The organism is Methylosinus sp. shoA, from assembly GCF_059718125.1.
Map to the genome: position 1 here is coordinate 2857086 of NZ_AP046091.1, position 26841 is coordinate 2883926.

The following is a 26841-nucleotide window of genomic DNA, read 5'->3' on the forward strand; positions in this document are numbered from 1 at the left end:
CGTCCTCCGAGAAGCCGGGATCGATCATGGGAGTCGCGCCCTGCGGCCCCGCTAAGACGCCGGAATGAGCATCGGCGGCAGGCCAGCCGCCCGCCGGCTCCACATGGACTGGAACAGCCTTTCGAGATCGCGCGTATAGGTCGCGACATCGAACAGCGGCGCGTTCGGACGGTTGTGCGCGAGCTTCGCCTTCATCCGCGCGAGGCGGACCGGTTCGGTCGCCAACTGTTGGGCGAGATCGAAATAGCCGGCGATGTCTTCTGTGATCAGTTCCGGCATTCCGACCGCGTGCAACAGACTCCCCGCGACGCGCGAGGGAAAGGTCGATCCGCTGCAGGTGACGATCGGCACGCCCGCCCACAGGGCGTCGCTCGCCGTCGTATGGGCGTTGTAGGGCGCCGTGTCGAGAACGAGATCGGCGAGCTGCAGCCGCGCGAGATGATCGCCCTGCGCCATATCCGGCGCGAAGACGAGGCGGCTCGCGTCGACGCCCCGCTTCCACGCCTCATTGCGCAGATTGCCCTCCGCCATGGGCGCGGCGAGCAGCCAGAGCACGCTGCCGGGCGCGGCGTCGAGCAGCCGGCACCAGACGTCGAAAACGTCCGGCGTGAATTTATAAGCCTGATTGAAGCAGCAGAAGACGACCCCATGCTCCGGCAGTCCCACCGCCGAACGCCGGGGTTTTGGTCCGATCGGCCCGGCGTGGCCGCGCGGCTGATAGCTGTGCGGCATATAGGCGAAGGATTCCGAATAATCGGCCGCGGCCGCCGGCGGCGTCACATAGTCGTCGGTGACGATGTAATCACAGAGCTCCGCGCCGAGCGTGCCTGGATAGCCGAGATAATTCACCTGCACCGGCGCCGGACGGAGCATCAGAATGCCGCTGCGCGCATTGGCGGTGAAGCCCTTGAGGTCGATGAGAATATCCACCTCGTCGCGATGGATCGCGCGGGCCGCGTCGCCGTCGGAGAGCGCGCCGATGTCGACGAAGGAGTCGAAGGCGCCGACGAGGCGGCGCCGCATGGCCTTGCCGTCGTCCGCCCCATAGGAATAGGCGTTCACCGAAAAGCGGTCGCGATCATGCGCCTCGAGCGTCTCGATCAGCAGCAGCGCCGTCGCATGATCGTGGAAATCATTGGAGAGATAGCCGAGCTTGATCTTCCGTCCGTCCGGGGCGCGGAAACGGAAGGCGAGCGATCGCCGCTCCGCCTCCGCGGCGGCGCGCCGGTCGCGGGTCCACAGCTCGGAGCCGCGCCGCTGCTCCTTCGCTCCGATATTGGGTTGCGAGAGCAATAGAAAGGGCGGAAGCGCGCCCGAGTCCCCGGCGTCGAGAAGCCGTTCGAGCGCTTTCGCATCTTTTACGAAATCGTCCCATTCGCACATGCTGCGGTTGCGGCCGGGCGATCGCATCGCCGTCTCCCAGGTCGAAGTTGCATTCGCCTGGGCATGAAGGCGCGTGTCGCCTTCCGGATCAGACTTTGGTCTGGAAGCAATCCTCGCGCCAGCCCTTCCGCCTGTGGGACCTGGAGCTGGTCGCGCTAAATCCCCGCGCCGTCGCCGAGCGTCTCCTCGTCGGTCGAGAAAATCCGCACATTATTGAGCGACAGCGGCACGCTGCTGCCGAGCTTCGCGCCCTCGCGGTCATCCGTGTCGACTTCGAGCGTCTGGTCGTAGCCGGGAATGGAGATGGAGGCGCGCAGCCCGGCGGCCGTGCGGCGCACGGCCTCGACACGTCCCTCGAGCGCGCCGATCGTGCCGCCGTGCAGAGCGATGTCGGCGGGGCGGAAATAGACGCGCGCCGGCCCGTTGCGCAGATTTTCCGCGGCGACATGCAGCTCTTTGCCCTGGAAGATGACCTTTCCCTCCGCGACCTGCACCGGCAGCGCCAGCGCCTCGCCGACGAAGGACAGCACGAAGGGCGAAGCCGGCCGGTCGTAGAGTTCGTCCGGCGTGCCGATCTGCTCGATGCGGCCCTTGTCCAGCACGACGACACGATCGGCGAGCTCCATCGCCTCGTCCTGGTCATGCGTCACGAAGACGGTGGTCAGGCCCGTCTGGCGATGCACGTCGCGCAGCCAGCGGCGAAGGTCCTTGCGCACGCGGGCGTCGAGCGCGCCGAAGGGCTCGTCCAGCAGCAGCACGCGCGGTTCGATGGCGAGCGCGCGGGCGAGCGCGACGCGCTGGCGCTGGCCGCCCGAGAGCTGCGCCGGATAGCGGCCGCCGAGCCCGTCGAGCTGCACGAATTCGAGGAGCCGCGCCGCCCGCGCGGCGATTTCCGCCCGCGGCGGGCGAGAGCGGCGCGGGCGCACCTTCAGCCCATAGGCGATATTGTCGGCGACGGTGAGATGCTTGAACAAAGCATAGTTCTGGAAGACGAAGCCGACGCGCCGGTCCTGTACGGCGAGCCGCGTCGCATCCTCGCCGTCGAAGAGGATGCGGCCGCGTTCGGGATTGGAGAGGCCGGCGATGGCGCGCAGCAGCGTCGTCTTGCCGGAGCCCGACGGGCCGAGCAGCGCGACGAGCTCGCCCGGCGATATTGTGAGATTGACGTCGCGCAGCGCCGGATAGTCGCCGAAGTCCTTCTCGACGCCTTCGATCCGAATCTCCACGCCATGCGGGCGGTGGGCGTCGTCAATGGCGGCGCCGACCGGCGATCTGACCGGCGTAACGCCATTCGAGTAGCGTCTTGACTCCCAGAGTGACGAGAGCCAGTCCCGCCAGGAGGGAGGCGAGCGCGAAGGCCGAGACGATATTGTACTCATTGTAGAGGATCTCCACCTGGAGCGGGATCGTATTGGTCAGTCCGCGAATATGTCCAGAAACGACCGACACTGCGCCGAACTCGCCCATGGCGCGGGCGTTGGCGAGAAGCACGCCGTAGAGCAGGCCCCACTTGATGTTGGGCAATGTGACCGTGAGAAAAGCGCGGAAGCCGCTCGCTCCGAGCGTCAGCGCCGCCTCCTCTTCCACGGTGCCCTGCTCCTGCATCAAGGGAATGAGCTCGCGCGCGACGAAGGGAAAGGTCACGAAGATCGTCGCCAGCACGATGCCCGGAACGGCGAAGATGATCTGAATTCCGTGCGCCGAGAGAGTGGGCCCGAGCAAGCCTTGCGAGCCGAAGGCGAGCACATAGACGAGGCCCGCGACCACCGGCGACACCGAGAAGGGCAGATCGATCAGCGTGATCAGCACGCTCTTTCCGGGGAAGGAGAATTTGGCGATCGCCCAGGCCGCGCAGAGGCCGAAGACGGCGTTGAGCGGCACGACGATCGCGGCGACGAACAGTGTGAGCCGGATCGCCGCGCGAGCGTCCGGCTCGTCGAAGGTCGCGAGAAAAGCGTCGGCGCCCTTCGCGAAGGCTTCCGTGAAGACGACGGCGAGGGGCAGCAGCAGAAACAGGCCGAGAAAGACCACCGCGACGCCGATGAGAAAAAGGCGCGTCAGCGGCGCTTCGTCCGTCACGCTGCGCGGCGCCGCGACCGCGACGGCGGGAGCGAGCGCCTCAGACATAGCCGTATCTCTTCCGGCTCCACGCCTGGATCAGATTGATCGCCAGCAGCACGGAGAAGGAGATGGCGAGCATGATGGTCGCGATCCCCGTCGCGCCGGCATAGTCGAACTGCTCCAGCTTCACGATGATCAGCAAAGGCGCGATCTCCGAAATATAGGCGAGATTGCCGGCGATGAAGATGACCGAGCCATATTCGCCGACGCTGCGCGCGAAGGCGAGGGCGAAGCCCGTGAGCAGCGCGGGAACGAGCGGCGGCAGCAGCACGCGCCACACGGTCTGCGCGCGGCTCGCCCCGAGCGTCGCCGAGGCCTCCTCGAGCTCGGCGTCGATCTCGGCGATCAGCGGCTGCACCGTGCGCACGACGAAGGGCAGGCCGACGAAGACCAGCGCGACGAGAATGCCCCAGCGTGTGAAGGCGATCTTCACGTCGAACTCGGCGAGCGGCGCGCCGATCCAGCCGTTGGGCGAGTAGAGCGCGGCGAGCGAGATGCCGGCGACCGCCGTGGGCAGGGCGAAGGGAAGATCGACGATGGCGTCGAGGAAGCGCCGGCCGGGAAATTCATAGCGCGACAGCGCCCATGCCGCGACGAGGCCGAAGACGACGTCGATCGCCGCCGCGGCGAAGGAAATGAAGAAGCTCGTGCGCAGCGCCGCCGCCACGCGCGGCTCGGCGGCGACGGCGAGAAGACCCGAAAGTCCGAGCGCCGAGGCGCGGACGACCAGCAGAGACAGCGGAAACAGGACGAGGATGCCGAGATAGAAGATGGTGAAGCCGAAGGTCGGACCGAATCCGGGAATGACGGTCGGAGCCTTGAAGCTCCGACTCTTCTTCTTCGCGACGGCCGCAGGCGCGTTCATGTGGGGACTCTCAGTTCGAATCCGGCTTCTGCAGCTCGTCGAAGACCCCGCCGTCGGCGAAATGGGCCTTCTGCGCCTTGGCCCAGCCGCCGAAGTCCTTGTCCACCGTGAGGAGCTCGATCTTCGGGAAACGCTTCAGATCCGCCTTGGCCGCGAATTCGGGATGCGCGGGCCGGTAATAGTTCTTGGCGATGATCGCCTGGGCGGGCGCCGTGTAGAGGAAGTCGAGATAGGCCTCGGCGACCTTGCGCGTGCCCTTGGCGTCGACATTGGCGTCGACGAGCGCGACGGGCGGCTCGGCGAGGATGGAGACCGCCGGAACGACGATCTCGAACTTGTCCTTGCCGAACTCCTCGGAGGCGAGGAACGCCTCGTTCTCCCAGGTGATCAGCACATCGCCGAGGCCGCGCTGGGCGAAGGTGATGGTCGAGCCGCGCGCGCCGGTGTCGAGCACGGGCGCGTTCTTGTAGATGGCCTTGACGAAGCTCTTCGTCTTCGCCTCGTCGCCGCCGAAGCTCCTCAGCCCGTAGCCCCAGGCCGCGAGATAGTTCCAGCGCGCGCCGCCGGAGGTCTTCGGATTGGGCGTCACGACGCCGACGCCGGGCTTGGCCAGGTCGTCCCAATTCTTGATCTTCTTCGGATTGCCCTTGCGGACGAGAAAGACGATCGTCGACGTGTAGGGCGAGGCGTTGTTCGGCAGCCGCTTCTGCCAGTCGGCCGGAATCTTGCCCGTCTTCGACGCGATGGCGTCGATGTCGGCGGCGAGCGCCAGAGTGACGACATCGGCCGCGAGACCGTCGATCACCGCGCGCGCCTGGGCGCCCGAGCCGGCGTGCGACGCCTGAATCTCGACCGTCTCGCCGGTCTTCGCCTTCCAATCGGCGATGAAGGCCGGATTGATGGCCTTGTAGAGCTCGCGCGTCGGATCGTAAGAGACATTCAGCAGCGCGGTCGCCGCCTGTGCGGCCTCGGCGACGAAGATCGACGCGCTCGCCAGGATGGCGAACGCTCTCCCGAGACCCCTCCGTGACAATCCTGCGCGCAGCATGTTTTCTTCCTCTTTGTCTATAAATTCACTCATATAATGGACTAATATATTCCACGCCGCCTGTAAACCGGCGGGCGCCCGACTCTGCGCTTTTTTCAGCGCGGACGATCGTCTGCGCGCATCAGCGGCGCGCGCTCTCCCGCCGCCGTCTCGCCGACCCGTCGCCGCGGCGGCTGGTGACGAACAGCAGGACCGCGAGGAGGCCCGCCGCCCCGATGAGCAGATAAGGCGTCAGATCGAAACGGCTCTTCCCCACCGAAAAGGGAAAGCGGGACGTCCAATGCTCGCCGGCGGAGCCGTCGACGGTGAGAAGTCCGACATAGTCGCCCCGCTCCACGAACACATGCGCAAAGGAGAAAGTGCCCTTCGGATAGACCTGCGGCGGCAGATAGGCGGCGGTCGCGGCCTCGAGGGCGGCCGCGTCATCGGTCTCCTCCATATCCTTCAGAATGCGGAAGGACACATTCATCCCGCGCAATTCCGGCTCGGCGTAGTCGAACACGAAGATGGTCTCGCCGACCGCGGGCGCGTCCTCGCAGAACTTGCGATGCGAGGACGCGGGCTGATAGCCGGCGAAATAGATCAAGTCGGGCCCGACCTTCAGGACGCAGGCGTCGTGATCGACGCCGAGGTCGCCGCGCGACGCCGCGGGCGCTGCATGGAAGGTCAGGGCAAACGCCATCGCGACGAACAGAAAGGCGCGAAACGGCATGCGCTTGTCCCCTGGTCGATGGTCTGGAGCGGCGGTCCCGCCCTGTTCGCCTTTAGGCGCGCGGCGGCGCGAAGGCAAGCCGTCGCGACGAAGCGCGAGGCGCGCGCAGCGTGAAGGGATTCTTAAACCGCCTCGGCGCAGAATTGCCATATGGCGGATCGAAGCGGCGCGTGGCGGGGCGCCTTCGAGGACATCATGTCGCGCCGCCATGCCGGTTTCGACCCGGCCGTTCCGACAGGCCTTTCCGCGGCGCCCGCCCGATCGGTCCCGTTTCTCTTCTCCCTTCTCTCGCCCGCGGAGTCCTCTCGGCGCTCCGCACAGCCGCGCCCGGAGTCTCGCGCAATGACGTTCTCCATCTCCCGCGCCGTTACGACGCTCGCCGTCGCGACGCTTTTCCTTTTCCTCGGTTTCGCCGCCGCCAGCCGTCTGGCGTTCGAGGAGTTGCGGATCGGCGGTCCGTCGTATCTGAAGATCGTCGCCGGCAAGGACTTCGTCTCCGATCTGCAGCCGCCCGCGCTCGATCTCCTCGAAGCCTATCTCGACATCGAGCTCGCCGCCGCGGGCAAGATCGACCCGCAGGAAGCGCAGACGCGCCTCGCGCGTCTGCGCAGCGGCTTCGACGAGCGCGAAGCGTTCTGGACTCGCTCCGACGCCCTGCCCGCGGACGTGATCGCGCAGTTGCGCGGGCCGGCCGCCCAGGAAGCCGGGAATTTCTGGCGCGAGGCGCTCGATGTCTATCTTCCCGCTCTGCGCCGCGGCGACGCCGCCGCCGGCGCCGCTCTGCGGCGGATCGAGGCGAGCTTCACGGCCCATCGCGCGCAGGTCGAGCGCCTGATCGAAGCGAGCGCCGTCCTCGCCCGGGCGACGGAGCAGGACGCCGCGCTGTTGCGTTGGCGTCTCGACGCCGCGAGCCTCGCCGGCGTGCTCCTGATCGCCGCTTTTCTGGCCGGCGGCTCCGTGCTCCTGCGCCGGCGCCTCGTCACGCCGATCGTCGCGCTCGCCGATCATGTGACGCGCCTCGCGCGGGGCGAGAGGGCGGAGCCCCCGTCCTTCTCCGGACGGAACGACGAGATCGGCCTCATCTGCGGCGCCGTCGCCGTGTTTCGCGATTGGATGGAGAAGACCCGTCTCGCCGAAGCGCGCGCAGCCGAAATGAGCGCCGAAGCGGCCGCACGCCAGAAGGAAAAGGAGGCGGGGGCCAAATGGTATATCGAGAACCGCGACTTCTTCTTTTCCGAATACACCGCCGTCATGGATCGTCTCGCCGCCGGCGATCTGGAGGCGCGTCTCGAGAAGGAGTTCATCAAGGATTACGAGGCGCTGCGCGCCCGCTTCAACTCCGCCGCCGAGCGCATGCAGCAGGCGATGCGGGGGATCGCCGCGACGAGTGGCGCGATCGGCGAGAGCACGCGGGAGATCGCCCGCGCGGCGGAGGATCTCTCGCAGCGCAACGAACAGCAGGCGGCGACGCTCGCGCAGACGGCCTCCGCCGTCGACAGCATCACCGGCACGGTCAAGAAGACCGCCGACAGCGCGATCGAGGCGCGCGAGATCGTCGGTGCGGCTAAGACGGGCGCCGTCAAGAGCGAGAAGATCGTCGGCGACGCGATCGAGGCGATGAGCGGGATCGAGAAATCGTCCTCGCAGATCGGCCAGATCATCGGCGTCATCGACGAGATCGCCTTTCAGACCAATCTTCTCGCCCTCAACGCCGGCGTCGAGGCGGCGCGCGCGGGCGAGGCCGGCAAAGGCTTCGCCGTGGTGGCGACGGAAGTGCGCGCGCTCGCCCAGCGCTCGGCCGAGGCCGCCAAGGAGATCAAGGATCTGATCGCCGCTTCCGACGCCAAGGTGCAGGACGGCGTCTCCCTCGTCGCCGAGACCGGCTCGTCGCTGCGGCTCATCGTCGAGCAGGTGAACAAGATCGACGCCGTCGTGACCGACATCGCCTCGAGCGCCGAAGCCCAGTCCCGGAGCCTTCGGGAGATCAACACGGCCGTGCAGGAGATCGATCAGGTGACGCAGAAGAACGCCGCAATGTCGGAGGAGACTCATGCCGCGAGCCGCGCGCTCGCCGAGGACAGCGTGGAGCTGACGGCGCTCGTCTCCCGTTTCAAGATCGGCGAGATCGAGCCCGCCCGCCGCAAGGCCCGGTCGACGGCGCGGCCGGCGCCGGTTCGCGCAGCGATCGGCCGGAGCGGCGCGGCGGCCGCAGCCCGCAAGCCGGAAGCGAGCGCGGACGAATGGGCCGAGTTCTAGCTCGAGCCGCTCGCCGGGGCCGCCGTCGATCGTCGCGGCGGCCTCCATTCGCGATCGCGAAACCCGCCTTCCGCTTCGCGGAACGATGCTCGCGCAATTGGCGTGTCCGGCGGTCAGGGGACTGTCTCGATCGCCGGTCTGCGCATCGGACTCGAACACGTAACGATCAGGCGGAATCTCCGGGCGCCGGCGTGCGGGCGCAGAGATCGCCTCCGCTTGTCGCGTGCGGCCGGCCCGCGTCACGCGCTCTCAATTGCTCATGGAACGGTGGCTTGACAGGCAGATTCCATAAGAAGATATAAGGCTTAATTACAATCGTGATGTATGACGGCCTCGGCCGTGATCTCGCGCGATGTGGAAGGTGGTAAAGGTTACCGCGATGATGATGATGTTTTTCGGCGACTCGCACTCAAGGCAATTTCAAGCAGATAATCCAGGCATATGGGCGCACATATCGTTTTCCGGCGCGACGATGAAGGGACTTAGGCGCGACAAGTCCAAGGTCGGGCACAGCCGCGCCATCCGAACAATGTCGATGATCCCCGTGCAGAAAATTGTTTTTATAATGCTTGGGCAAGTCGACCTGGATGTGACATTTTACCGAGATATCGCGACGCGTGGCATCTTCGATGAAGAGGAGTTTTTTACGGAAAGAGCAAAAATCTATCGCGATTTCGTCGATAGTCTCTTGTTGATGACCGAACCGTTCGTCACCCGAATCTGCATTCTCGCTCCGCAGGTCACGACGCTCAACGACAATGTCTTCTGCTCTGTGACCGCGGCGCTGGCGCGCGTGCCTCAGGAGGATTTCAGAAGAGAAGTATATAAGATCGATTGTAGTCATGTAGAAAGATGTCGGCGACTGAAGAAATTCAATGATATTATTTCGAGAGAGTTCAGAAATCAAGATAAAGTGTCGTTTCACAGAATCGACAATGACATGGTGGATGAAGATTATCTGATTCGCAATGAATTCATCAGGCCCAGAAAAGCGGATCATCATGCGAGGAACGAAATGACATTGCCGCTATGGTACGACAGGCTGCAGGACGTCGTTCCGCGTTATAAGTACATAATTAAATTGAAGAAAGAACAAAAAATGGCGGCATTGGCGGCGGTCGCCAACTCTAGCTTTGAGGCGCCGGAGACCAATGCGACAGCGGTTCTGCGGAAAGCCGCCGTTTCTCAGCCGCCGGCAACTGCGCCGACCGCGGCTCTGCAGGACGACAAAGCCGCTGTCGGTGGTTGGCTCAAGCGGTGGGGGCGATAAGTCCGCCGCTCAGATCGGCCGGGTGCGCCTCGGGACGGGAACTCAGGCCCCCTCCATCGCTTCCAGCTCGGCGATCAGCCCTTCGATCATCTCGAGGCCGATGCCCCAGAAGGCCGGATCGCGCGCGTCGAGGCCGAAGGGCGCCAGCAACTCGTTGTAAGGCTTCGCGCCGCCCGCCTCGAGCAGAGCGAAATAGCGCTCGGCGAAGCCCGTCTCCGCCCTCCGGTACACGCCATAGAGCGAGTTCACCAGGCAATCGCCGAAGGCGTAGGCGTAGACATAGAAGGGCGAATGCACGAAATGCGGAATATAGGCCCAGAAGGATTCATAGCCTTCGCCGAGGCGGATCGAGGGCCCAAGGCTGTCGCCCTGAACGCTCATCCACAATTCGCACAGGCGTTCGGCCGTCAGCTCGCCGGTCTTGCGCTCGGTATGGACCTTGCGCTCGAAGCTGTAGAAGGCGATCTGCCGCACCACCGTGTTCAGCATGTCCTCGACCTTGGCGGCGAGCAGGGCGCGCTTCTTCTCGGGCTCGCTCGTTTCCGCGAGCAGAGCGCGGAATGTCAGCATCTCGCCGAACACGGAGGCGGTCTCGGCGAGCGTCAGCGGCGTCGGCGCCATCAGTGCGCCCTGCGCTCCCGCGAGCACCTGATGCACGCCATGGCCGAGCTCATGCGCCAGCGTCATCACATCGCGCGTCTTGCCCTGGAAGTTGACCAGCACGTACGGGTGGACGGACGGCACGGTCGGATGGGCGAAGGCGCCCGGCGCCTTGCCGGGGCGCACCGGCGCGTCGATCCAATTGCGCTCGAAGAAGCGGCCGGCGATCTCCGCCATGCGCGGCGCGAAGCCCGAATAGGCGGAGAGCACGATGTCGCGCGCCTCGTCCCATGAATAGACATGGCTCGGAACCGAGGGCAGCGGCGCGTTGCGGTCCCAATAATCGAGCGCCTCCTTGCCGAACCATTTGGCCTTGAGCTTGTAATAGCGATGCGAGAGCCGCGGATGCGCGGCTTCGACGCTCGCGACCAGCGCCTCGACCACCTCGCGCTCGACGCGATTGGAGAGATGGCGCGCGTCGGCGACATCCTGAAAACCGCGCCAGCGGTCGGAAATCTCCTTGTCCTTGGCCAGGGTGTTGGCGACGAGCGCGAAGACGCGCAGATTGGCCTTCAGCGTCGCGCCGACCGCCAGCGCCGCCTCGCGCCGCACCTCCGCATTCGTGTCCTGCATCAGATTGAGCGCGGGCTCGAGCGTGAGCTCCTCGCCGCCGATCGTGAAGCGGAGCGAAGCGATCGTCTCGTCGAACAGGCGGTTCCAGGCCGCGCGGCCGGTCATCGATTTCTCGTGAAAGAGACGCTCGAGCTCGTCGGAGAGCTCATAGGGCTTCTCCTTGCGGATGTCCTCGAGCCAGGGGCGCCAGCGCGCGAGCGGAGCCTTCGCCGCCGCCGCGTCGAGAGCGGAGTCGTCCAAGCGGTTGAGCTCGAGCTGGAAAAACAGCAGCTGCGTCGAAATGTCCGTTATTTTCCCCTGCATGTCGCCATAGAATTTGGCGCGTGCGGGGTCGCTGGTGTCGCCGCTGTAGACGAGTCCGGCGTAGGACATGATTCGGCCGAGGAGTTCCTGTAGCGCCTCGTAGCGCGCCACAGCCTCGCCGAGCGTCTCGCTCGCCGCGGCGCCGTCGGCGAGCTCCTTCAGCCTGCCGCGATAATCGGCCGCAAAATGCGCCGCGTCTCGCTCGGCCGCGGCGAGATCCGCGGCGAGGGCGGGAGAGTCCATCGCCGGATAGAGATCGGCGAGATTCCATTCGGGAAGTCCCCCACCGCCGGGCGTGGCGGCGCGCGCTTCGGCGGCGTCCCGAACGATAGCGGCGGCGAAGGCGAGGTTTTGCGGCATGGCTCGAACCAGGAGTTGAGTGTGGGAAGGGTTTGGCCGAATATCGGGTCCGAATGGAGAAAATTGCAAGGCCGTCCGGACGCCCTCCGCGGGGCGCGCGTCGTCGGCGCGATGCTTTGTTTATCGGACCGTTTCCGAACGGCGGGCGCCGCGACGAGGATGTTAACGACGCCTTTACCCTGATCCGGGAGCATGGGCCGAAAGCAGAGTCGGCTCGCGCCCGAGGCGGGCCGGCGGAGCGATGATAGAAAATTCAAGAGGGTCAATGTCTTCCACGATACTCATCGCCGACGACGATCCCGTTCAGCGCCGGCTTCTCGAGGCCGCGGTGCGGCGGTTCGGCTATGACGCCGAGACGGCGGAGGGCGGCGAGCAGGCGCTGGCGCGGCTGACGCGCGCGGGCGCGCCGCCGGTCGATCTGCTCATTCTCGATCTCGTCATGCCAGATCTCGACGGCATGGGCGTGCTGACGCGCATGCACGACCTCAAGCTGACCATTCCCGTGATCGTGCAGACCGCCAATGGCTCGATCGAGACGGTGATCTCGGCGATGCGCGCCGGCGCCAATGATTTCGTGGTGAAGCCGGTCGGCGCCGAGCGGCTGCAGATCTCGATCAAGAACGCGCTCTCCGCCGACGCTCTCGCCGGCGAATTGCGCCGCGTCAACCGCCGCAGCCAGGGCGCGCTGACCTTCAAGGACCTCGTCTCGCGCAGCGAGGAGATGGCGCGCGTCATTCGTCTCGGCGAGCGCGCCGCCCATTCCAGCATTCCGGTGCTGATCGAAGGCGAGTCGGGCGTCGGCAAGGAGATCGTCGCCCGCGCCATTCAGGGCGCCTCGGAGCGGCGCGGCAAGCCTTTCGTCACGGTGAACTGCGGCGCGCTGCCGGCCAATCTCGTCGAATCCATCCTGTTCGGGCATGAGAAGGGCGCCTTCACCGGCGCGACCGAAAAGCACGCCGGCAAATTCCTAGAGGCCAATGGCGGCACATTGTTCCTCGACGAGATCGGCGAATTGCCGCTCGAAACGCAGGTGAAGCTCTTGCGCGCGCTGCAGGAGGGGGAGATCGATCCCGTGGGCGCCAAGCGCCCGGTGCGTGTCGACATCCGCCTCATTTCGGCGACGAACCAGAATCTGATCGAGCTCGTCAAGCGCGGCCAGTTCCGGGAGGATCTGTTCTATCGCCTCAACGTCTTCCCCATCACCATTCCGCCCTTGCGCGCGCGCCGCGACGATATCGGCGATCTCGCGCGGCGCTTTGCGACGCGCTTCGCCGCGGAAGAGGGCAAGAAGCTGCGCGGCGTCACCCATGAGACGATCAATCTCCTGTCGAGCTATGATTGGCCCGGCAATGTGCGCCAGCTGGAGAACGCCGTGTTCCGCGCCGTGGTGCTCGCCGACGGCGACGAGTTGACCGTCAATGAATTCCCGCAGATCGCCGCGCATGTGGAAGGCTTCTCCGTGCGCCTGCCGCCGCTGCCGTCGCCTGCTCCCGCGGCCGGCCCCGCGCCGGAGCGCGAGATCGTGCGGGTCGAGATCCGCGATCCCAATGTGCTGCCGCTGCTCGGCCAGCACGGCGAGATGCGGCGGCTCGAGGATCTCGAAGCCGAGGTCATCAAATTCGCGCTGATTCATTATCGCGGGCAGATGTCGGAGATCGCCCGCCGCCTCGGCATCGGCCGCTCGACGCTCTATCGCAAGATGAAGGAGTATGGTCTCGGCGAAGCCGAGGACGAGAGCGTCGACGCGGCATGAAGTGACGCATTTTTAGGCGAGTTGCGGCTTGCCCGGCGCCGTCCTCGTCGCCATTCTGGGGCCAGCCGCGGGCGCAGAGGGGCGCTTCGCGAAACTGTTCGAAAGGTCCTCAGGCAATGGCCGAACTTTTTGATATCCCGGTGAAGACCATCGACGGCGACACGAAGACGCTCGCCGAATACGCCGGCAAGGTGCTGCTCATCGTCAATGTCGCGAGCAAGTGCGGCTTCACGCTGCAATACAACGGGCTCGAGGCGCTCTGGAACGAGAACCGCGACAAGGGGTTCGTCATTCTGGGCTTCCCCTGCAATCAGTTCAGCAATCAGGAGCCGGGCACGGATGAGGAGATCAAGACCTTCTGCTCGACCCGCTTCGTCGTGACCTTCCCGCTGTTCAGCAAGATCGAGGTGAATGGCGAGAACGCCCATCCGCTCTATCGTCTTCTCAAGGAGAAGGACCCGGCGTCGGCGGAGGACGTGAAATGGAATTTCACCAAATTTCTCATCGACCGCAAAGGCAATGTGGTGAAGCGCTTCCAGGCGACCAACACGCCGCGTTCGATGGAGCCCGACATTCTGGCGCTGCTGTCGGCTTGACCACTGCCGGCGAGACGCGTCGACGCGCGGCGAGGCCCTGCCCCGCCGCCGCGATTCCAGAGGCGCGCCGTCATGACGACGGTCTATGACTTCGAGGCCCGCGCCATCGACGGGACGACGCGTTCGCTCGCCGATTTCGCCGGAAAAGTCCTGCTCATCGTCAATGTCGCGAGCAAATGCGGCTTCACGCCGCAATATGCGGGGCTCGAGGCGCTCTGGCGCGACTATCGCGACCAGGGGCTCGTCGTGCTCGGCTTCCCCTGCAATCAATTCGCCGGCCAGGAGCCGGCCGCGGAGGCGGAGATCGCGCAATTCTGCTCGCTCGGCTATGGCGTGAGCTTTCCCCTCTTCGCCAAGATCGAGGTGAATGGCGAAAGCGCACATCCGCTCTACCGCTATTTGAAGAAAAACGCGCCCGGCCTCCTCGGCTCGGAGGCGATCAAATGGAATTTCACCAAATTCCTGGTGAATCGAAAGGGTGAAGTCGTGAGGCGCTACGCTTCTTTCGCGACGCCGTTCTCGCTCGCGGCCGACATCGAGGCCGCATTGGCGGCGCCCGCGTGACCCGCTTCATCGAGATCGCGCGGCGCGACGACGGCGGCGCCAAGGCGCTCGCTTTCGACGTCGTCGTGCGCGAAGGAGCGAGCGAGACGCGCCATCGCGTCACCATATCGCGCGATCTCGCGCAAAGACTTGGCGGCGGCGTGTTCGATCCGGAGCAATGTCTCGACGCGGCCTTTCGCTTCCTGCTCGACCGCGAGCCGAAGGAGCAAATCCTCGGCCGTTTCGACGTGAGCGTGATTTCCTTGTATTTTCCGGAGTTCGAGCGGGAACTGTCGAAATATCTGGGGTGAGCGATGGCTGGCGGATAGTGAATGGAAAACGCTATGTTTCCTCGCCCCTCACCGCCGTCACGATCTCGGCGCCCGGCACAGCCGGCTCGCATCTCGGGCGTAGTCGCGGTCGGGTCATATTCGATTTCGACCCGGTCGGTCGGATAGTCCGGCTCGAGGCGATCGACGCCCCGCGGCTCGCCTCTCGCTCACGCCCCCTCTCGAATATCTGTGCCGGGAGCGAGGCGAGGAAGACAGCAGGCGCCGTTGAATCTGCAACGCTTTGTCCCGATGCCTCGGCCGCAGCCGCGATTCGCGGGTCGGGGGAATCGAAAATCGGAACGCGCGCATTAATGTATTTAATTTGGCGACCGAGAAATGCTGTCGTAGAGTCACGAAAGCGACACAGGTCCTCGCCGCGAGAGAAGAGGCGGCCGCGACGGGGCGGGTCCATCGGAGGTCGGCGATGAAGATCAATTACAAGCCGTTCGTCATATTCGCCATCGTCGCTTTGCTCGCCGTCGCGCTGGCCATGCTGTTCGATCAGCGCAGCCAGCGCACGGCCGGGCGGGACATAACCTTCAGCGAGCTCCTCGCGCAGATCGAGCTCGGCCGCGTCCATGACGTGACCATCGCCGGAAACGAGATCTCCGGCCATTTCATGGATAATCGGTCCTTCGTCACTTATGCGCCCAATGATCCGACGCTCGTCCAGCGCCTCACCGCCAAGAACGTGTCCATCAGCGCCAAGCCCTCGAGCGAGGGCGGCAGCTGGTGGATGACGCTGTTCCTGAACGCGTTGCCGCTCGTCGCCTTCATCGGCGTGTGGATCTTCCTCTCGCGCCAGATGCAGGGCGGGGCCGGCGGCCGGGCTCTGGGCTTCGGCAAGTCGAAGGCGAAGCTTTTGACCGAGACGCAGGGGCGCGTGACCTTCGAGGATGTCGCGGGCGTCGACGAGGCGAAGGAGGATCTGCAGGAGATCGTCGAATTCCTGCGCGATCCGCAGAAATTCCAGCGCCTCGGCGGACGCATTCCGCGCGGCGTGCTGCTGGTCGGCCCGCCCGGCACGGGCAAGACGCTGCTCGCGCGCGCCATCGCCGGCGAGGCCAATGTGCCGTTCTTCACCATCTCGGGCTCGGACTTCGTCGAAATGTTCGTCGGCGTCGGCGCGAGCCGCGTGCGCGACATGTTCGAGCAGGCGAAGAAGAACGCGCCCTGCATCATCTTCGTCGACGAGATCGACGCGGTCGGGCGCCATCGCGGCGCGGGCCTCGGCGGCGGCAATGACGAGCGCGAGCAGACGCTCAATCAGCTGCTGGTCGAGATGGACGGCTTCGAGGCGAACGAGGGGATCATCCTGATCGCCGCGACCAACCGTCCGGACGTGCTCGACCCGGCTCTGATGCGTCCGGGCCGTTTCGACCGTCAGATCAATGTGCCGAACCCGGACTTCATCGGCCGCGAGAAGATCCTGAAGGTCCATGCGCGCAAGGTGCCGCTGGCTCCGGATGTGGATTTGAAAGTGGTCGCGCGCGGCACGCCGGGCTTTTCGGGCGCCGATCTCATGAACCTCGTCAACGAGGCGGCGCTGCTGGCGGCGCGGCGCAGCAAGCGCATCGTGACACGCCAGGAGTTCGAGGACGCGCGCGACAAGATCATGATGGGCGCCGAGCGCCGCACTCTGGTGATGACGGAGGAGGAGAAGCGCCTCACGGCTTTCCACGAGGGCGGTCATGCGCTGGTTCAGCTGAACATGCCGGGGGCGATCCCGATCCACAAGGCGACGATCATCCCGCGCGGGCGCGCGCTGGGCATGGTGCAGGGCCTTCCGGAGCGCGACCAGATCTCGCAGACCTATGAGCAGCTGAAGGCGATGCTGGCCCTGGCGATGGGCGGCCGCGTGGCGGAGGAGCTGGTGTTCGGCCACGACAAGGTGACGTCGGGAGCGGCGAGCGACATTCAGCAATGCACGCGCATCGCGCGGGCGATGGTGACGCAGCTCGGCTTCTCGGACAAGCTCGGCACGGTCGCTTACGCCGATCCGCAGCAGGAGCAGTTCCTGGGCTATTCGATCGGGCGCACGCAGACCCTCTCCGAGGCGACGCAGCAGACGATCGACGCGGAGGTCCGGCGGCTGGTGCAGGAGGGCTATGAGGATGCGCGTCGCATTCTGACCGAGAAGCGCGCCGATCTCGACACGCTGGCCAATGGGCTGCTGGAGTTCGAGACGCTGACGGGCGAGGAGCTGATGGGCCTGCTGCAGGGCAAGCGCCCGGTGCGCGAGGACGTCCCGCCTGCGGCTCCGCCAGCGCGTCCCTCGCCGGTCCCGTCCACAGGCCGCACGCGCCCGACGCCCGAGCCCGACGCCGGCGGCTTGGAGCCGCATCCGGTGTGAGGCTTTTTGTTATAAAAGAGGCAAATCGAAAAAGTCCGGCGGGTCCACCCCCGCCGGACTTCGTTTATGGCGGTCGTCAACGGAAGAGGCCGCGGCTGCAGCGCGTCTTCTGGAGCATCCTTCGAGACTTTTCGCATTCCGCGAAAAGCGCCTCGGGGGGATGGGCTCGTCTTGGTCGCCGTGCTCCCGCGCCGTTGTCGATTATTCGTCTCGAAGAACAACCCCCTCGCCCTGAGCAGCCCGCGCAGTGGGCGTCTCGAAGGGCATCCTTCGAGGCTTTTCGTATTCCGTGAGAAGCGCGCGTCGGAGTAAGGGGCTTGTCGTCTCGGTCGTGCTTTGCTCCTGCATCGCTGTCGATTGTTCGTCTCGAAAACACCCCTCGCCCTGAGGAGCCCGCATAGCGGGCGTCTCGAAAGGCCGGAGCCGCAGCGCCTCCTGGAGGCTTTTCGCATTCCGCGAAAAGCGCCTCAGGATGAGGGGATTTGTATCCTCTGGGCTTCGCTCTGCGCCTTATGTGTCTCGGTGCGACGGCAAAAAGAAAAACCCGGCGGGGGAGGGTGCCGCCGGGCTTTCTTGGATTTCTTGCTCGTTCCCGGGGATCACACCGGATGCGGCTCCAAGCCGCCGGCGTCGGGCTCGGGCGTCGGGCGCGTGCGGCCTGTGGACGGGACCGGCGAGGGACGCGCTGGCGGAGCCGCAGGCGGGACGTCCTCGCGCACCGGGCGCTTGCCCTGCAGCAGGCCCATCAGCTCCTCGCCCGTCAGCGTCTCGAACTCCAGCAGCCCATTGGCCAGCGTGTCGAGATCGGCGCGCTTCTCGGTCAGAATGCGACGCGCATCCTCATAGCCCTCCTGCACCAGCCGCCGGACCTCCGCGTCGATCGTCTGCTGCGTCGCCTCGGAGAGGGTCTGCGTGCGCCCGATCGAATAGCCCAGGAACTGCTCCTGCTGCGGATCGGCGTAAGCGACCGTGCCGAGCTTGTCCGAGAAGCCGAGCTGCGTCACCATCGCCCGCGCGATGCGCGTGCATTGCTGAATGTCGCTCGCCGCTCCCGACGTCACCTTGTCGTGGCCGAACACCAGCTCCTCCGCCACGCGGCCGCCCATCGCCAGGGCCAGCATCGCCTTCAGCTGCTCATAGGTCTGCGAGATCTGGTCGCGCTCCGGAAGGCCCTGCACCATGCCCAGCGCGCGCCCGCGCGGGATGATCGTCGCCTTGTGGATCGGGATCGCCCCCGGCATGTTCAGCTGAACCAGCGCATGACCGCCCTCGTGGAAAGCCGTGAGGCGCTTCTCCTCCTCCGTCATCACCAGAGTGCGGCGCTCGGCGCCCATCATGATCTTGTCGCGCGCGTCCTCGAACTCCTGGCGTGTCACGATGCGCTTGCTGCGCCGCGCCGCCAGCAGCGCCGCCTCGTTGACGAGGTTCATGAGATCGGCGCCCGAAAAGCCCGGCGTGCCGCGCGCGACCACTTTCAAATCCACATCCGGAGCCAGCGGCACCTTGCGCGCATGGACCTTCAGGATCTTCTCGCGGCCGATGAAGTCCGGGTTCGGCACATTGATCTGACGGTCGAAACGGCCCGGACGCATCAGAGCCGGGTCGAGCACGTCCGGACGGTTGGTCGCGGCGATCAGGATGATCCCCTCGTTCGCCTCGAAGCCGTCCATCTCGACGAGCAGCTGGTTCAAGGTCTGCTCGCGCTCGTCATTGCCGCCGCCGAGGCCCGCGCCGCGATGGCGCCCGACCGCGTCGATCTCGTCGACGAAGATGATGCAGGGCGCGTTCTTCTTCGCCTGCTCGAACATGTCGCGCACGCGGCTCGCGCCGACGCCGACGAACATTTCGACGAAGTCCGAGCCCGAGATGGTGAAGAACGGCACATTGGCCTCGCCGGCGATGGCGCGCGCGAGCAGCGTCTTGCCCGTGCCGGGCGGGCCGACCAGCAGCACGCCGCGCGGAATGCGTCCGCCGAGGCGCTGGAATTTCTGCGGATCGCGCAGGAATTCGACGATCTCCTGCAGATCCTCCTTCGCCTCGTCGACGCCCGCGACATCCTCGAAGGTCACGCGCCCCTGCGTCTCGGTCAAAAGCTTCGCCTTCGACTTGCCGAAGCCCAGAGCCCGGCCGCCGGCCCCCTGCATCTGGCGCGAGAGGAAGATCCACACGCCGAGGAAGGCGATGAGCGGAAGGCCGTTGATGAGCAGCGTCATCAGCCAGCCGTTGCCGTCCGCCGCAGGCCGCGCGGTGATCGAGACGTTCTTGGCGGTGAGGCGCTGGACCAGCGAGGGATCATTGGGCGCATAGGTCGAAAACGGACGATTGTCCGAGAAATGGCCGGTGATCTCATTGCCCGCGATGGTCACGTCATGGACGCGGCCCTGATCGATCTGCGTGAGCAATTCGCTGAAGGAGATGTCGCGGATCGGCGTGCGCTGACCCGGTTGCTGGAACAGCATGACGAGCGCCACGACGAGCAGCCCGATGATCGCCCACAGGGCGATGTTCCTGAAGTTTGCGTTCATGTCGAACCTGCGAAAGACGTTTCCGTCCGAGGCCATCCTCGGCGACGGACGCCGTTTCGAGTAATCTAGGCGCGTCGCGACCGATTGCCAAGTGAAGGGCGACGAACGGTCCGAGCGGCGCTTCGGCCACGCGAGACAGACATTGGAGCGCATTTTCAGCGCGATCTCATTCGATCGGCGCCGCATGGCTTTTTTGCGGCCGACGCCCGGCGCCTCGCGGCGGCTCCGGGCGGATCGTCAGCGCGTCCGCCGTCAGCGCGATCGACGCCCCGCCGAGCGTTGTTTTGAAGGATGAACCGGCGGCGAGCGCCTCGCAAAGGCGATCGCACGCCCGCTCCTGGCGCTCGAGCCGGGCCGCCGATCCGCCGATGCGCTCGACCTCGGCCGCGACCACACGTCGCAGCAGCTCGCGCGGCAGCGCGGCCATGGGGCCCGCGGCCGCGCGGAACGAAAGCGCGTCGCGCTCGGCCGGCAGAGCGGCGGCGGCGCGCGCGGCGGCCTCTGCGAGCGCCTCCTCGGCCCGCGCGGCGCGGCCGCCGAGGCGCAGCAGCGCATCGACGCCGAGCCCCTGCTCGGCGAGCAGCGCGGAAAGGCGCCGCAGCCGCGCGCGCGCAAAGGCCGGATTTTCGTTCGAGGGATCGCGAAAGAACGGCTGGCCTCGCGCGGCGCAGAGCGTCTCGAGCGCCTGCTTGCGCAGGCCGAGCAGCGGCCGCAGCAGAACGAGGCCGTCGAGGCGCGTGGCCGGCGCCATTCCGGCGAGGCCGGCGATCCCGCTGCCGCGCGTCAGCCGGAACAGGATCGTTTCCGCCTGATCGTCGGCGTGATGCGCCGCGACGATGGCCGACGCGCCGATCGCGCGGGCGCGCTCGACGAGCAGCCGGTAGCGCGCTTCGCGCGCACGCTCTTGGATGCGCGTTCGCGGCTTCTCGCCCTCCCAGCGCAGAATGTGATGCGGAAAGCCGAGGGCGCGCGCCCATTCGCCGACGAGGCGCGCCTCCTCGGCCGCCTCGGCGCGCAATCCGTGATCGACCGTGGCGACGGCGATCCGCTTCGTCTCGCACAGCGACCATCGCGCGGCGAGCAGCATCAGCGCCGTCGAATCCGGTCCGCCGGAAACCGCGAGCAGCATCGAATCATGCTCCGCCAGCGGCGCCAGCGTGCGGTCGGGATCGGGAAGCAGGTCGTCAGCGGGCATGGCGGCCCGTCAGCACTGGTCCTTCCGGCTCTCGCGCTGCGCGGCCTCCTTCACGCGCGCCGGCGCGCCCGGATATTTCACGGCGATTTCGTCGAAGGAGGCGCAGGCCTGCTCCTTGGCGCCGATCGCATGCAGCGATTGCCCGAGGCGCAGCATCGCCTCCGGCGCCTGCGGCGAAGTCGGATATTTGGTCGAGACTTCGAGGAATTTCTCCGCCGCCTCGCGGTGGCGCTCGCGCAGGAAGAAGCTCTCGCCGAGATAGAAGGTCGCCTGCGGGGCGAGCCTGCTCTTGCCGTTCCTGGCCAGAAAGCCCGCAAAGCCTTTCTCGGCCGCCTCATATTCGCCGAGCCGGAGACGCGAGAGGGCGACGTCGAACTCGTCCCGCGGCGACTGGGGCGCGGTGGGGACGCCGGCCGCCGCCGCGGGGGGCGTCGGCAGGGGCACCGGCGCGCCGCTGGAATAGCCGTGGGTGAGATCGAGGGGCGCGCCCGGAGAGCGCAGCTCCGCGCCCGGCGTTCCGGCCGCGAGCGGCGCGCTGGGCGGCGTGCTGCCGAGCGGGCGTGGCGCGCCCGGCGCATTGGGATCGTGGTTCGGGTCGAAGGCGTCGCCCCGCCGCAGGGAGCCGGCGGCGCCGACCGCCGCGGGGCCGGGGACGGACGGCTCGGGCGCGGCGCTCGCGCCGCGCGGCGGCGCGGCGCTCGCGCCGCGCGGCGGCGCGGCGGCGCCCTCCCCAGAGCGGCGCAATTGCTCCTCCAGACGGCGGACTTGGTGCTGCAGCTCCTCGACCTGGCCATTGAGCGAGCGGATCTGGCTTTCCAGCCGGTCCATGCGCACGCTCGCCGCCGCGGCGTCGCGCGCCGGGGTCATCCCTTCATCCTCGGCGTCGCGTGGCTGGTCGAACAGCTGAGTCACGTCGAGACGCCGGCCCAGCGACTGCAGCCCCTGGCCCAGCCGTGTGACGCCGTCGGTCTCGGCGCGCGCGGCGTCGGCGGAGAAGGCGGCGCCGAGCGCCGCCGCGGCGAGCAGTTTGCGCAGAAGCGGAGAGGCCATGATCGAATCCGCAGGATGAAGGCGAGGGGTGACGCGCCGAGGAGCTTAGCATAGGCGGCGTTTCGGCCAAAATCGGGCGTGGGCCCGCCGGCGGCTTGCCGAGCGCGTTGCTCGAGGCATTATGCGCGTTCCGCTGTTCCTCCCGAGCCGAGGCGAACTCATGCACAAAGGCATCGTCGCGGGCGCGCTGGCGCTCGCCGCCGTCTGCCCGGCGCACCCCGCGTCCGGGGCCGAGGCCTCGCTCTGCTCGATCGAAGAGGCCGCGCCCGTGGAGATCGCCGGCGTCGACGCCGATCTCGATCTCCTGACGCAGGACGGGCGGCGTATCGCTCTCGCGGGGCTCGAATTTCCCGCCGAGCCTCTGCGGGCCCGCTCGCGCACGCGGCTCGAGGCGCGGCTCGCGCCGGGCCGCCTCGTCTTTCTCTCGACCCCCGCCGCGGCTCCAGATCGTTGGGGGCGTCTTCCGGGCGGCGTCTATGTCGAAGGCGAGGGACGCGAAGGGGCGCTCGCCTCGCTGGCCGAGGCGCTGCTGCGCGAGGGGCTCGCGCGCTTTCGCCCCGATCCGGCCGCATTCGCTTGCCGCAATGGCCTGCTCGCGGCGGAAGCGGAGGCGCGCCGGCGCGGGCTTGGACTTTGGGCTTCGGGCGAGTATGTCGTCGTCGACGCCGGCCGGCCCGATCTGCTCCAGGGGCGCAAGGGCATGGTCGTCGTCGAAGGCGTCGTCGGCGGGATCGGCGAGGCGGGCGGATCTCTCTATTTGAATTTTGGACCGAGACGATGGGCGGACTTCGCCGTCGTGATCTGGAAAGGCAATCTCGAGACATTCGAGCGGGCGGGGCTTCGCCCGCATATGCTCTCGGGCCGGCGCGTGCGCGTGCGAGGATTGATTGACACAGTTTACGGACCGCGCATGGAGCTCGTTGCTCCCGCGCAGATGGAGATCGTCGGCGCGCCCTGACCGGAGCCGGAAGCGCTTCGCGCCTCGGCTCCTCGCCGCGGCGCTCGCGCTCGCCGCCGGAGGCTGCGCGCAGCTCGAGCGGCAGGGCGAAATGCTCAACGCCGGCGCGGCGAATCTCGGGCGGCTTCCCGCCGCCGTGCCGCGCGTGGTCGGCGTCGAGACCCAGTCGAGCGTCGAGCACAAGGAGCTGGTGGCGCAGTTCGGCGGCGAATATCGCTTCCCTGCGGCGGAACGCTATCTAGACGACATATTGGTCAAGCTGGCGCAGGCGAGCGATACGCCGAACCAGGCCGCCTATAAGGTGACCATTCTCAACACGCCCGTGGTCAACGCCTTCGCTTTGCCGAGCGGCAATCTCTACATCACGCGCGGCCTTCTCGCCCTCGCCGGCGACGCGTCCGAGGCGGCGGCGGTGATGGCCCATGAGATCGCCCATGTGACCGCCCGCCACAGCGCCCTGCGAGCCGAGCGCGAGCGCGAGGCCGAGGTGATCAGCAAGGCCGCCGCCGTCATCCAGAGCAAGCAGAAGAGCGAGGACGTGCGCGCCTCGCAGCGCCTCTCCTTCGCCAGCTTCTCGCGCCAGCAGGAGCTCGAGGCGGACGCCATCGGGGTGCGCGTGATCGCCAAGGCGGGCGTCGATCCTTACGGAGCGTCGCGCTTCCTCGCCGCGCTCGGCAAATCGGCCGATCTGCGCGCCGCGCTCTATGGGAAGAAGCAGACCGCCGACCTGGACATATTGGCGACCCATCCCTCGACGCCCGACCGTGTCGCAAAGGCGATCGCCGCCGCCCGGCAGATCGGCGCGCCGGGCGTCGGCGCGCGCGATCGCACCGGCTATCTCGCGGCGATCTCGGGCCTCGCCTATGGCGACGACCCCAACGAGGGCTTCGTGCGCGGACGCAAGTTCACCCATCCGCGGCTGCGCTTCACCTTCACCGCGCCCGAAGGCTTCCTGCTCGAGAACTCGAACGAGGCCGTGTTCGGCGTGAAGGAGCGCGACGACGAGGCGGTGCGGCTCGACAGCGTGCGCGCGCCGGCCGGCAAGACGCTCGAGGCCTATGTCGAATCGGGCTGGGTCGACGGGTTGCTGCGCTCCTCGGTGCGGCGCGTCGAGATCAACGGCCTGCCCGCCGTCATCGCCAGCGCACGCGCCGGCGAATGGAACTTCAAGCTCGCCGTGATCCAGCTCGGCGACGAACTCTACCGGCTGATCTTCGCCGTGCGCGCATTGAACGAGGACGCCGAGCGCCGCTTCATGGCGTCGGCGCAAACCTTCCGGCGGCTCGGCTGGGAAGAAACTCTGGACGTGCGCGGCCTGCGCATTTCCATCGTGACCGCGAGCGCGGCGGATGCGTCCGAATCCCTCGCCGTCCGCATGGTGGTGCCCAATCGGCCGTTCGAATATTTCCTGCTGCTCAACGGCCTCGAGCCGCAGGACCGGCTCGTCCCCGGCGAGCGCTACAAGCTCGTCACCGAATAAACGGGCCGGCCGATGGAACCCCCGCGCCTCGGAATCGTTGTCTAACCGCTAGAATTCTCACGGGTTGGGCGGGCCTCGGGGCTAGCGCGTCCGTCGAGATTCTCTTCGATCCGAACGTCGATAGCGCGAATTGTCGTCGGTCGATTGAATTTCGGTCGATCCCTTCGGCGCGCGTCGACAGGCCCCGCGGAGGCGTTGATGGCGTATTTGCCCGGAGTTGGACGCGAACTCGTCAAGGCCGCGATGGAAGCGCCTTTTCTCGAGCGCGAGGAAGAAAAGCAACTGGCGATTGCCTGGAAGGAGCAGCGCGACGGCGTGGCGCTCCACAAGCTCGCCTCCGCGCATATGCGCCTCGTCATCGCTCTGGCGGTGCGGTTTCGTCACTACGGATTGCCGGTCGCAGATCTGGTGCAGGAGGGGCATGTCGGCCTGCTGGAGGCCGCGGCCCGCTTCGCGCCGGAGCGCGACGTACGTTTCTCCACTTATGCGACCTGGTGGATACGCGCTTCGATCCAGGACTATGTGCTGCGCAACTGGTCGATCGTGCGCGGCGGCACCAGCTCCTCGCAGAAGGCGCTGTTCTTCAATCTGCGCCGGCTGCGCGCCAAGCTCGCCCATGCGCCGCAGACGGCCGCCGAATCGGGCGACGCCTTCGAGGCCATCGCCGGCGCGATCGGCGTCTCGCGCGCCGACGTCGAGCTGATGAACTCGCGGCTCGCCGGCTCGGACATCTCGCTCAACAGCCAGCTCATCGAGGACGATTCGGCGACCTCGGCCGAACGCATGGATTTTCTCGTCGACGACCGTCCGCTGCCCGACGAGATCGTCGAGGACCGGCTCGATTCCGACCGCCGGACGCGCTGGCTCGCCGACGCATTGAAGCTCTTGTCGGAGCGCGAGCTGCGCATCGTGCAGGAGCGGCGCCTCAGCGAGAGCCTGGTGACGCTGGAATCGCTCGGCGACCGGCTCGGCATTTCCAAGGAGCGCGTCCGTCAGATCGAGAACCGCGCCTTGTGCAAATTGCGCAAGGCGCTCGTTCGCGCGCAGGACCAGGCCGCGGCGGAATAGTGGCGCACGGCGACTCCGTTTATTTGCGAGGAGCGACTCCAGAGCCTGCCCACGGTTCTGGCGCGTCCGTCCTGCTCATGATGAGCGTAACGAAAAGCGCGGCCCTGCGAGGGGCCGCGCTTTTCGTTTCCCCCGGATCCCGCTCGCTCAGGCGGCGCGCTCGACGTCGTCTTCGTCGCCGTCCACCGGCTCGCTCCCGCCGTCTTCGCTCTTCTGGCCGCGGCGCGGGCTCCTGGCCAGGAAGGATTCGATCAGCTTGAGCGATTCCGAATCGATGAGCTTGCGCACCGCCGCCACTTCCCGCGCCATGCGGTCGAGCGCCGCCTCGTAGAGCTGACGCTCGGAATAGGACTGCTCGGGCTGCGTGTCGGAGCGATAGAGATCGCGCACCACCTCGGCGATGGTGACGAGGTCGCCGGAGTTGATCTTGGCCTCGTATTCCTGCGCGCGCCGCGACCACATGGTGCGCTTGACGCGCGCCCGACCGGTCAGCGTCCCGAGCGCCTTGTCGACGACCTCGGGCTCGGCGAGCTTGCGCATGCCGACGGCGGCCACCTTGCTGGTCGGCACCTTCAGCGTCATCTTGTCCTTGACGAAGTGGACGACGAACAGTTCCAGGCTGAAGCCCGCCACCTCCTGCGTCTCGATGGCCATGATCTGCCCGACGCCATGGGCCGGATAGACGATGAATTCATGCGTCTTGAATCCCAGCTTGGCGGCGGCGGGCGCCTTGGCCTTGGCGGCCGCCGCCGGCCTGGCGGGGGCGGCCGCCGCAGCGCGCGCCGCGACCATGGCCTTGGGCGAAAGGGCCGGGCTCGCGGCGACCGCCGGAGCGGGGGCCGCGGCTCTCTGCGCCGGCGAGGTTTTGGCGTTGACCGCCTTTCCGGGTGTCGTTTTTGCCACTGGAATGGTTTCGCTCGAAGCTGGAGGTGAAACGGGCGTCGCCGCCGCGCTTTCGCTCTTCTCCGCGGCGCTCGGGGCGGCGGGCGGAACGGAGGCGACGGGCGGTTGGACGGTGGATGGGGTCGAGTTGTCCCGCGCGGGTTTCGTTCGAGAACCCTCCTCTGTTGCGCCGGGCGTCGCCGCGGCCGGAAGCTGATCGCGGATATCCGCGCGCGGCGTCTCCACGCGCTTCGTTTCCGTGCGTGACTTCGCCGCGGCGCTCTTGCGCGGCGCGGCTTTTTTCGCCGCGGCCGGCGCCGCCGCCGCGCGCTGCTCGACGGGACGGGCTTCCGCCACCGTCGTCTGCGCGGCGCGCTCGGCCTTGGCGCGCGTCTTCGCCGTCGCGTCCGCGGGCTTCGCCGCGGCGCTCCGCGCCTTGCGGGCGGAGGCGGCGCTGCGCGTCGGAGCGGCAGTTCCGCGCTTGGTCCGCTCGGCGGATCTGGACACGGCTCGCGCCTGTTCCGTCGTCCGGGCCGCAGATCGCTCGCCGTTCGA

Annotated in this window: 21 protein-coding genes; 10 read left to right on the top strand and 11 right to left on the bottom strand. The window is 67.0% G+C overall.

Annotated elements, in window-relative coordinates; translation table 11 throughout:
* Window positions 1–51 precede the first annotated feature (51 nt).
* From AC6IW9_RS12995 to AC6IW9_RS13020, 6 genes are all read right to left on the bottom strand, one after another.
* On the bottom strand, window positions 52–1410 hold the full coding sequence (locus AC6IW9_RS12995) for an O-linked N-acetylglucosamine transferase, SPINDLY family protein (RefSeq protein WP_497764140.1): 1359 nt from the start codon (window positions 1408–1410) through the stop codon (window positions 52–54).
* Between the two features lie 128 nt (window positions 1411–1538).
* The gene (locus AC6IW9_RS13000; protein WP_497764141.1) at window positions 1539–2609 is read right to left on the bottom strand and encodes a sulfate/molybdate ABC transporter ATP-binding protein; all 1071 of its coding nucleotides are present in this window, start codon (window positions 2607–2609) and stop codon (window positions 1539–1541) included.
* Window positions 2610–2631: 22 nt separating this feature from the next.
* Entirely contained in the window at window positions 2632–3510 is an 879-nt protein-coding gene (gene cysW, locus AC6IW9_RS13005) for a sulfate ABC transporter permease subunit CysW (protein ID WP_497764143.1), read from the bottom strand.
* Window positions 3503–4369 (bottom strand): sulfate ABC transporter permease subunit CysT, encoded by an 867-nt coding sequence (gene cysT, locus AC6IW9_RS13010; RefSeq protein WP_497764144.1) that lies wholly within the window; start codon window positions 4367–4369, stop codon window positions 3503–3505. Before cysT ends, cysW begins: the two co-directional genes overlap by 8 nt.
* A 10-nt stretch (window positions 4370–4379) precedes the next feature.
* Window positions 4380–5417 (bottom strand): sulfate ABC transporter substrate-binding protein, encoded by a 1038-nt coding sequence (locus AC6IW9_RS13015; protein ID WP_497764145.1) that lies wholly within the window; start codon window positions 5415–5417, stop codon window positions 4380–4382.
* 121 nt (window positions 5418–5538) lie between these two features.
* Window positions 5539–6339, bottom strand: coding sequence for a hypothetical protein (locus AC6IW9_RS13020; RefSeq protein WP_497764147.1), 801 nt, complete (start codon window positions 6337–6339; stop codon window positions 5539–5541).
* A gap of 132 nt (window positions 6340–6471) precedes the next feature.
* On the opposite strand from AC6IW9_RS13020, the gene AC6IW9_RS13025 reads away from it, so the two are divergent.
* Together AC6IW9_RS13025 and AC6IW9_RS13030 are read left to right on the top strand one after the other, a co-directional pair.
* Window positions 6472–8385 carry a methyl-accepting chemotaxis protein gene (locus AC6IW9_RS13025; protein ID WP_497764149.1) on the top strand — a complete coding sequence of 638 codons (1914 nt, stop codon included), beginning with the start codon at window positions 6472–6474 and terminating at the stop codon, window positions 8383–8385.
* A 361-nt stretch (window positions 8386–8746) separates the two neighbouring features.
* On the top strand, window positions 8747–9655 hold the full coding sequence (locus AC6IW9_RS13030; RefSeq protein ID WP_497764151.1) for a hypothetical protein: 909 nt from the start codon (window positions 8747–8749) through the stop codon (window positions 9653–9655).
* A 42-nt stretch (window positions 9656–9697) separates the two neighbouring features.
* Here the strand turns inward: AC6IW9_RS13030 and AC6IW9_RS13035 are convergent, their stop codons facing one another.
* Window positions 9698–11551, bottom strand: a complete 1854-nt coding sequence (locus AC6IW9_RS13035; RefSeq protein ID WP_497764152.1) for a M3 family oligoendopeptidase — start codon at window positions 11549–11551, stop codon at window positions 9698–9700.
* Between the two features lie 265 nt (window positions 11552–11816).
* On the opposite strand from AC6IW9_RS13035, the gene AC6IW9_RS13040 reads away from it, so the two are divergent.
* From AC6IW9_RS13040 to ftsH (AC6IW9_RS13060), 5 genes are all read left to right on the top strand, one after another.
* A complete protein-coding gene (locus AC6IW9_RS13040; protein ID WP_497764153.1) occupies window positions 11817–13304 on the top strand; it encodes a sigma-54-dependent transcriptional regulator in 1488 nt (495 codons plus the stop codon).
* Between the two features lie 116 nt (window positions 13305–13420).
* Entirely contained in the window at window positions 13421–13900 is a 480-nt protein-coding gene (locus AC6IW9_RS13045) for a glutathione peroxidase (protein ID WP_497764155.1), read from the top strand.
* A 72-nt stretch (window positions 13901–13972) separates the two neighbouring features.
* Window positions 13973–14464, top strand: coding sequence for a glutathione peroxidase (locus AC6IW9_RS13050; RefSeq protein WP_497764156.1), 492 nt, complete (start codon window positions 13973–13975; stop codon window positions 14462–14464).
* Window positions 14461–14754 carry a hypothetical protein gene (locus tag AC6IW9_RS13055; RefSeq protein WP_497764157.1) on the top strand — a complete coding sequence of 98 codons (294 nt, stop codon included), beginning with the start codon at window positions 14461–14463 and terminating at the stop codon, window positions 14752–14754. Before AC6IW9_RS13050 ends, AC6IW9_RS13055 begins: the two co-directional genes overlap by 4 nt.
* Window positions 14755–15199: 445 nt before the next feature.
* Window positions 15200–17128: an ATP-dependent zinc metalloprotease FtsH gene (gene ftsH, locus AC6IW9_RS13060; RefSeq protein WP_497764159.1), complete on the top strand. Its 1929-nt coding sequence runs from the start codon at window positions 15200–15202 to the stop codon at window positions 17126–17128.
* Between the two features lie 599 nt (window positions 17129–17727).
* Here the strand turns inward: ftsH (AC6IW9_RS13060) and ftsH (AC6IW9_RS13065) are convergent.
* The 3 genes from ftsH (AC6IW9_RS13065) to ybgF all read right to left on the bottom strand — a co-directional run bounded on the left by ftsH (AC6IW9_RS13065) (window position 17728) and on the right by ybgF (window position 21898).
* Window positions 17728–19653, bottom strand: coding sequence for an ATP-dependent zinc metalloprotease FtsH (gene ftsH / locus AC6IW9_RS13065; protein ID WP_497764160.1), 1926 nt, complete (start codon window positions 19651–19653; stop codon window positions 17728–17730).
* 166 nt (window positions 19654–19819) lie between these two features.
* Window positions 19820–20848, bottom strand: a complete 1029-nt coding sequence (gene tilS / locus AC6IW9_RS13070; protein ID WP_497764162.1) for a tRNA lysidine(34) synthetase TilS — start codon at window positions 20846–20848, stop codon at window positions 19820–19822.
* Window positions 20849–20857: 9 nt separating this feature from the next.
* The gene (ybgF, locus tag AC6IW9_RS13075; protein ID WP_497764165.1) at window positions 20858–21898 is read right to left on the bottom strand and encodes a tol-pal system protein YbgF; all 1041 of its coding nucleotides are present in this window, start codon (window positions 21896–21898) and stop codon (window positions 20858–20860) included.
* A gap of 160 nt (window positions 21899–22058) precedes the next feature.
* On the opposite strand from ybgF, the gene AC6IW9_RS13080 reads away from it, so the two are divergent.
* From AC6IW9_RS13080 to AC6IW9_RS13090, 3 genes are all read left to right on the top strand, one after another.
* Complete coding sequence (locus AC6IW9_RS13080; protein WP_497764166.1) at window positions 22059–22856, top strand: thermonuclease family protein; 798 nt, start codon at window positions 22059–22061, stop codon at window positions 22854–22856.
* A complete protein-coding gene (locus tag AC6IW9_RS13085; RefSeq protein ID WP_497764167.1) occupies window positions 22819–24336 on the top strand; it encodes a M48 family metalloprotease in 1518 nt (505 codons plus the stop codon). Before AC6IW9_RS13080 ends, AC6IW9_RS13085 begins: the two co-directional genes overlap by 38 nt.
* A 198-nt stretch (window positions 24337–24534) precedes the next feature.
* Complete coding sequence (locus tag AC6IW9_RS13090) at window positions 24535–25404, top strand: RNA polymerase factor sigma-32 (protein ID WP_497764169.1); 870 nt, start codon at window positions 24535–24537, stop codon at window positions 25402–25404.
* Window positions 25405–25551: 147 nt separating this feature from the next.
* Here the strand turns inward: AC6IW9_RS13090 and AC6IW9_RS13095 are convergent, their stop codons facing one another.
* Window positions 25552–26793 carry a CarD family transcriptional regulator gene (locus tag AC6IW9_RS13095; protein ID WP_497764170.1) on the bottom strand — a complete coding sequence of 414 codons (1242 nt, stop codon included), beginning with the start codon at window positions 26791–26793 and terminating at the stop codon, window positions 25552–25554.
* Window positions 26794–26841: the final 48 nt, after the last annotated feature.

Bases quoted from the DNA above. Each gene is read 5' to 3' on its own strand.
- AC6IW9_RS12995 (WP_497764140.1), bottom strand. From the start codon at position 1,410: ATGCGATCGCCCGGCCGCAACCGCAGCATGTGCGAATGGGACGATTTC.
- cysW (WP_497764143.1), bottom strand. From the start codon at position 3,510: ATGTCTGAGGCGCTCGCTCCCGCCGTCGCGGTCGCGGCGCCGCGCAGC.
- cysT (WP_497764144.1), bottom strand. From the start codon at position 4,369: ATGAACGCGCCTGCGGCCGTCGCGAAGAAGAAGAGTCGGAGCTTCAAG.
- AC6IW9_RS13015 (WP_497764145.1), bottom strand. From the start codon at position 5,417: ATGCTGCGCGCAGGATTGTCACGGAGGGGTCTCGGGAGAGCGTTCGCC.
- AC6IW9_RS13020 (WP_497764147.1), bottom strand. From the start codon at position 6,339: ATGGCGGCGCGACATGATGTCCTCGAAGGCGCCCCGCCACGCGCCGCT.
- AC6IW9_RS13025 (WP_497764149.1), top strand. From the start codon at position 6,472: ATGACGTTCTCCATCTCCCGCGCCGTTACGACGCTCGCCGTCGCGACG.
- AC6IW9_RS13035 (WP_497764152.1), bottom strand. From the start codon at position 11,551: ATGCCGCAAAACCTCGCCTTCGCCGCCGCTATCGTTCGGGACGCCGCC.
- AC6IW9_RS13040 (WP_497764153.1), top strand. From the start codon at position 11,817: ATGTCTTCCACGATACTCATCGCCGACGACGATCCCGTTCAGCGCCGG.
- AC6IW9_RS13045 (WP_497764155.1), top strand. From the start codon at position 13,421: ATGGCCGAACTTTTTGATATCCCGGTGAAGACCATCGACGGCGACACG.
- AC6IW9_RS13050 (WP_497764156.1), top strand. From the start codon at position 13,973: ATGACGACGGTCTATGACTTCGAGGCCCGCGCCATCGACGGGACGACG.
- ftsH (WP_497764159.1), top strand. From the start codon at position 15,200: ATGAAGATCAATTACAAGCCGTTCGTCATATTCGCCATCGTCGCTTTG.
- ftsH (WP_497764160.1), bottom strand. From the start codon at position 19,653: ATGAACGCAAACTTCAGGAACATCGCCCTGTGGGCGATCATCGGGCTG.
- tilS (WP_497764162.1), bottom strand. From the start codon at position 20,848: ATGCCCGCTGACGACCTGCTTCCCGATCCCGACCGCACGCTGGCGCCG.
- ybgF (WP_497764165.1), bottom strand. From the start codon at position 21,898: ATGGCCTCTCCGCTTCTGCGCAAACTGCTCGCCGCGGCGGCGCTCGGC.
- AC6IW9_RS13080 (WP_497764166.1), top strand. From the start codon at position 22,059: ATGCACAAAGGCATCGTCGCGGGCGCGCTGGCGCTCGCCGCCGTCTGC.
- AC6IW9_RS13090 (WP_497764169.1), top strand. From the start codon at position 24,535: ATGGCGTATTTGCCCGGAGTTGGACGCGAACTCGTCAAGGCCGCGATG.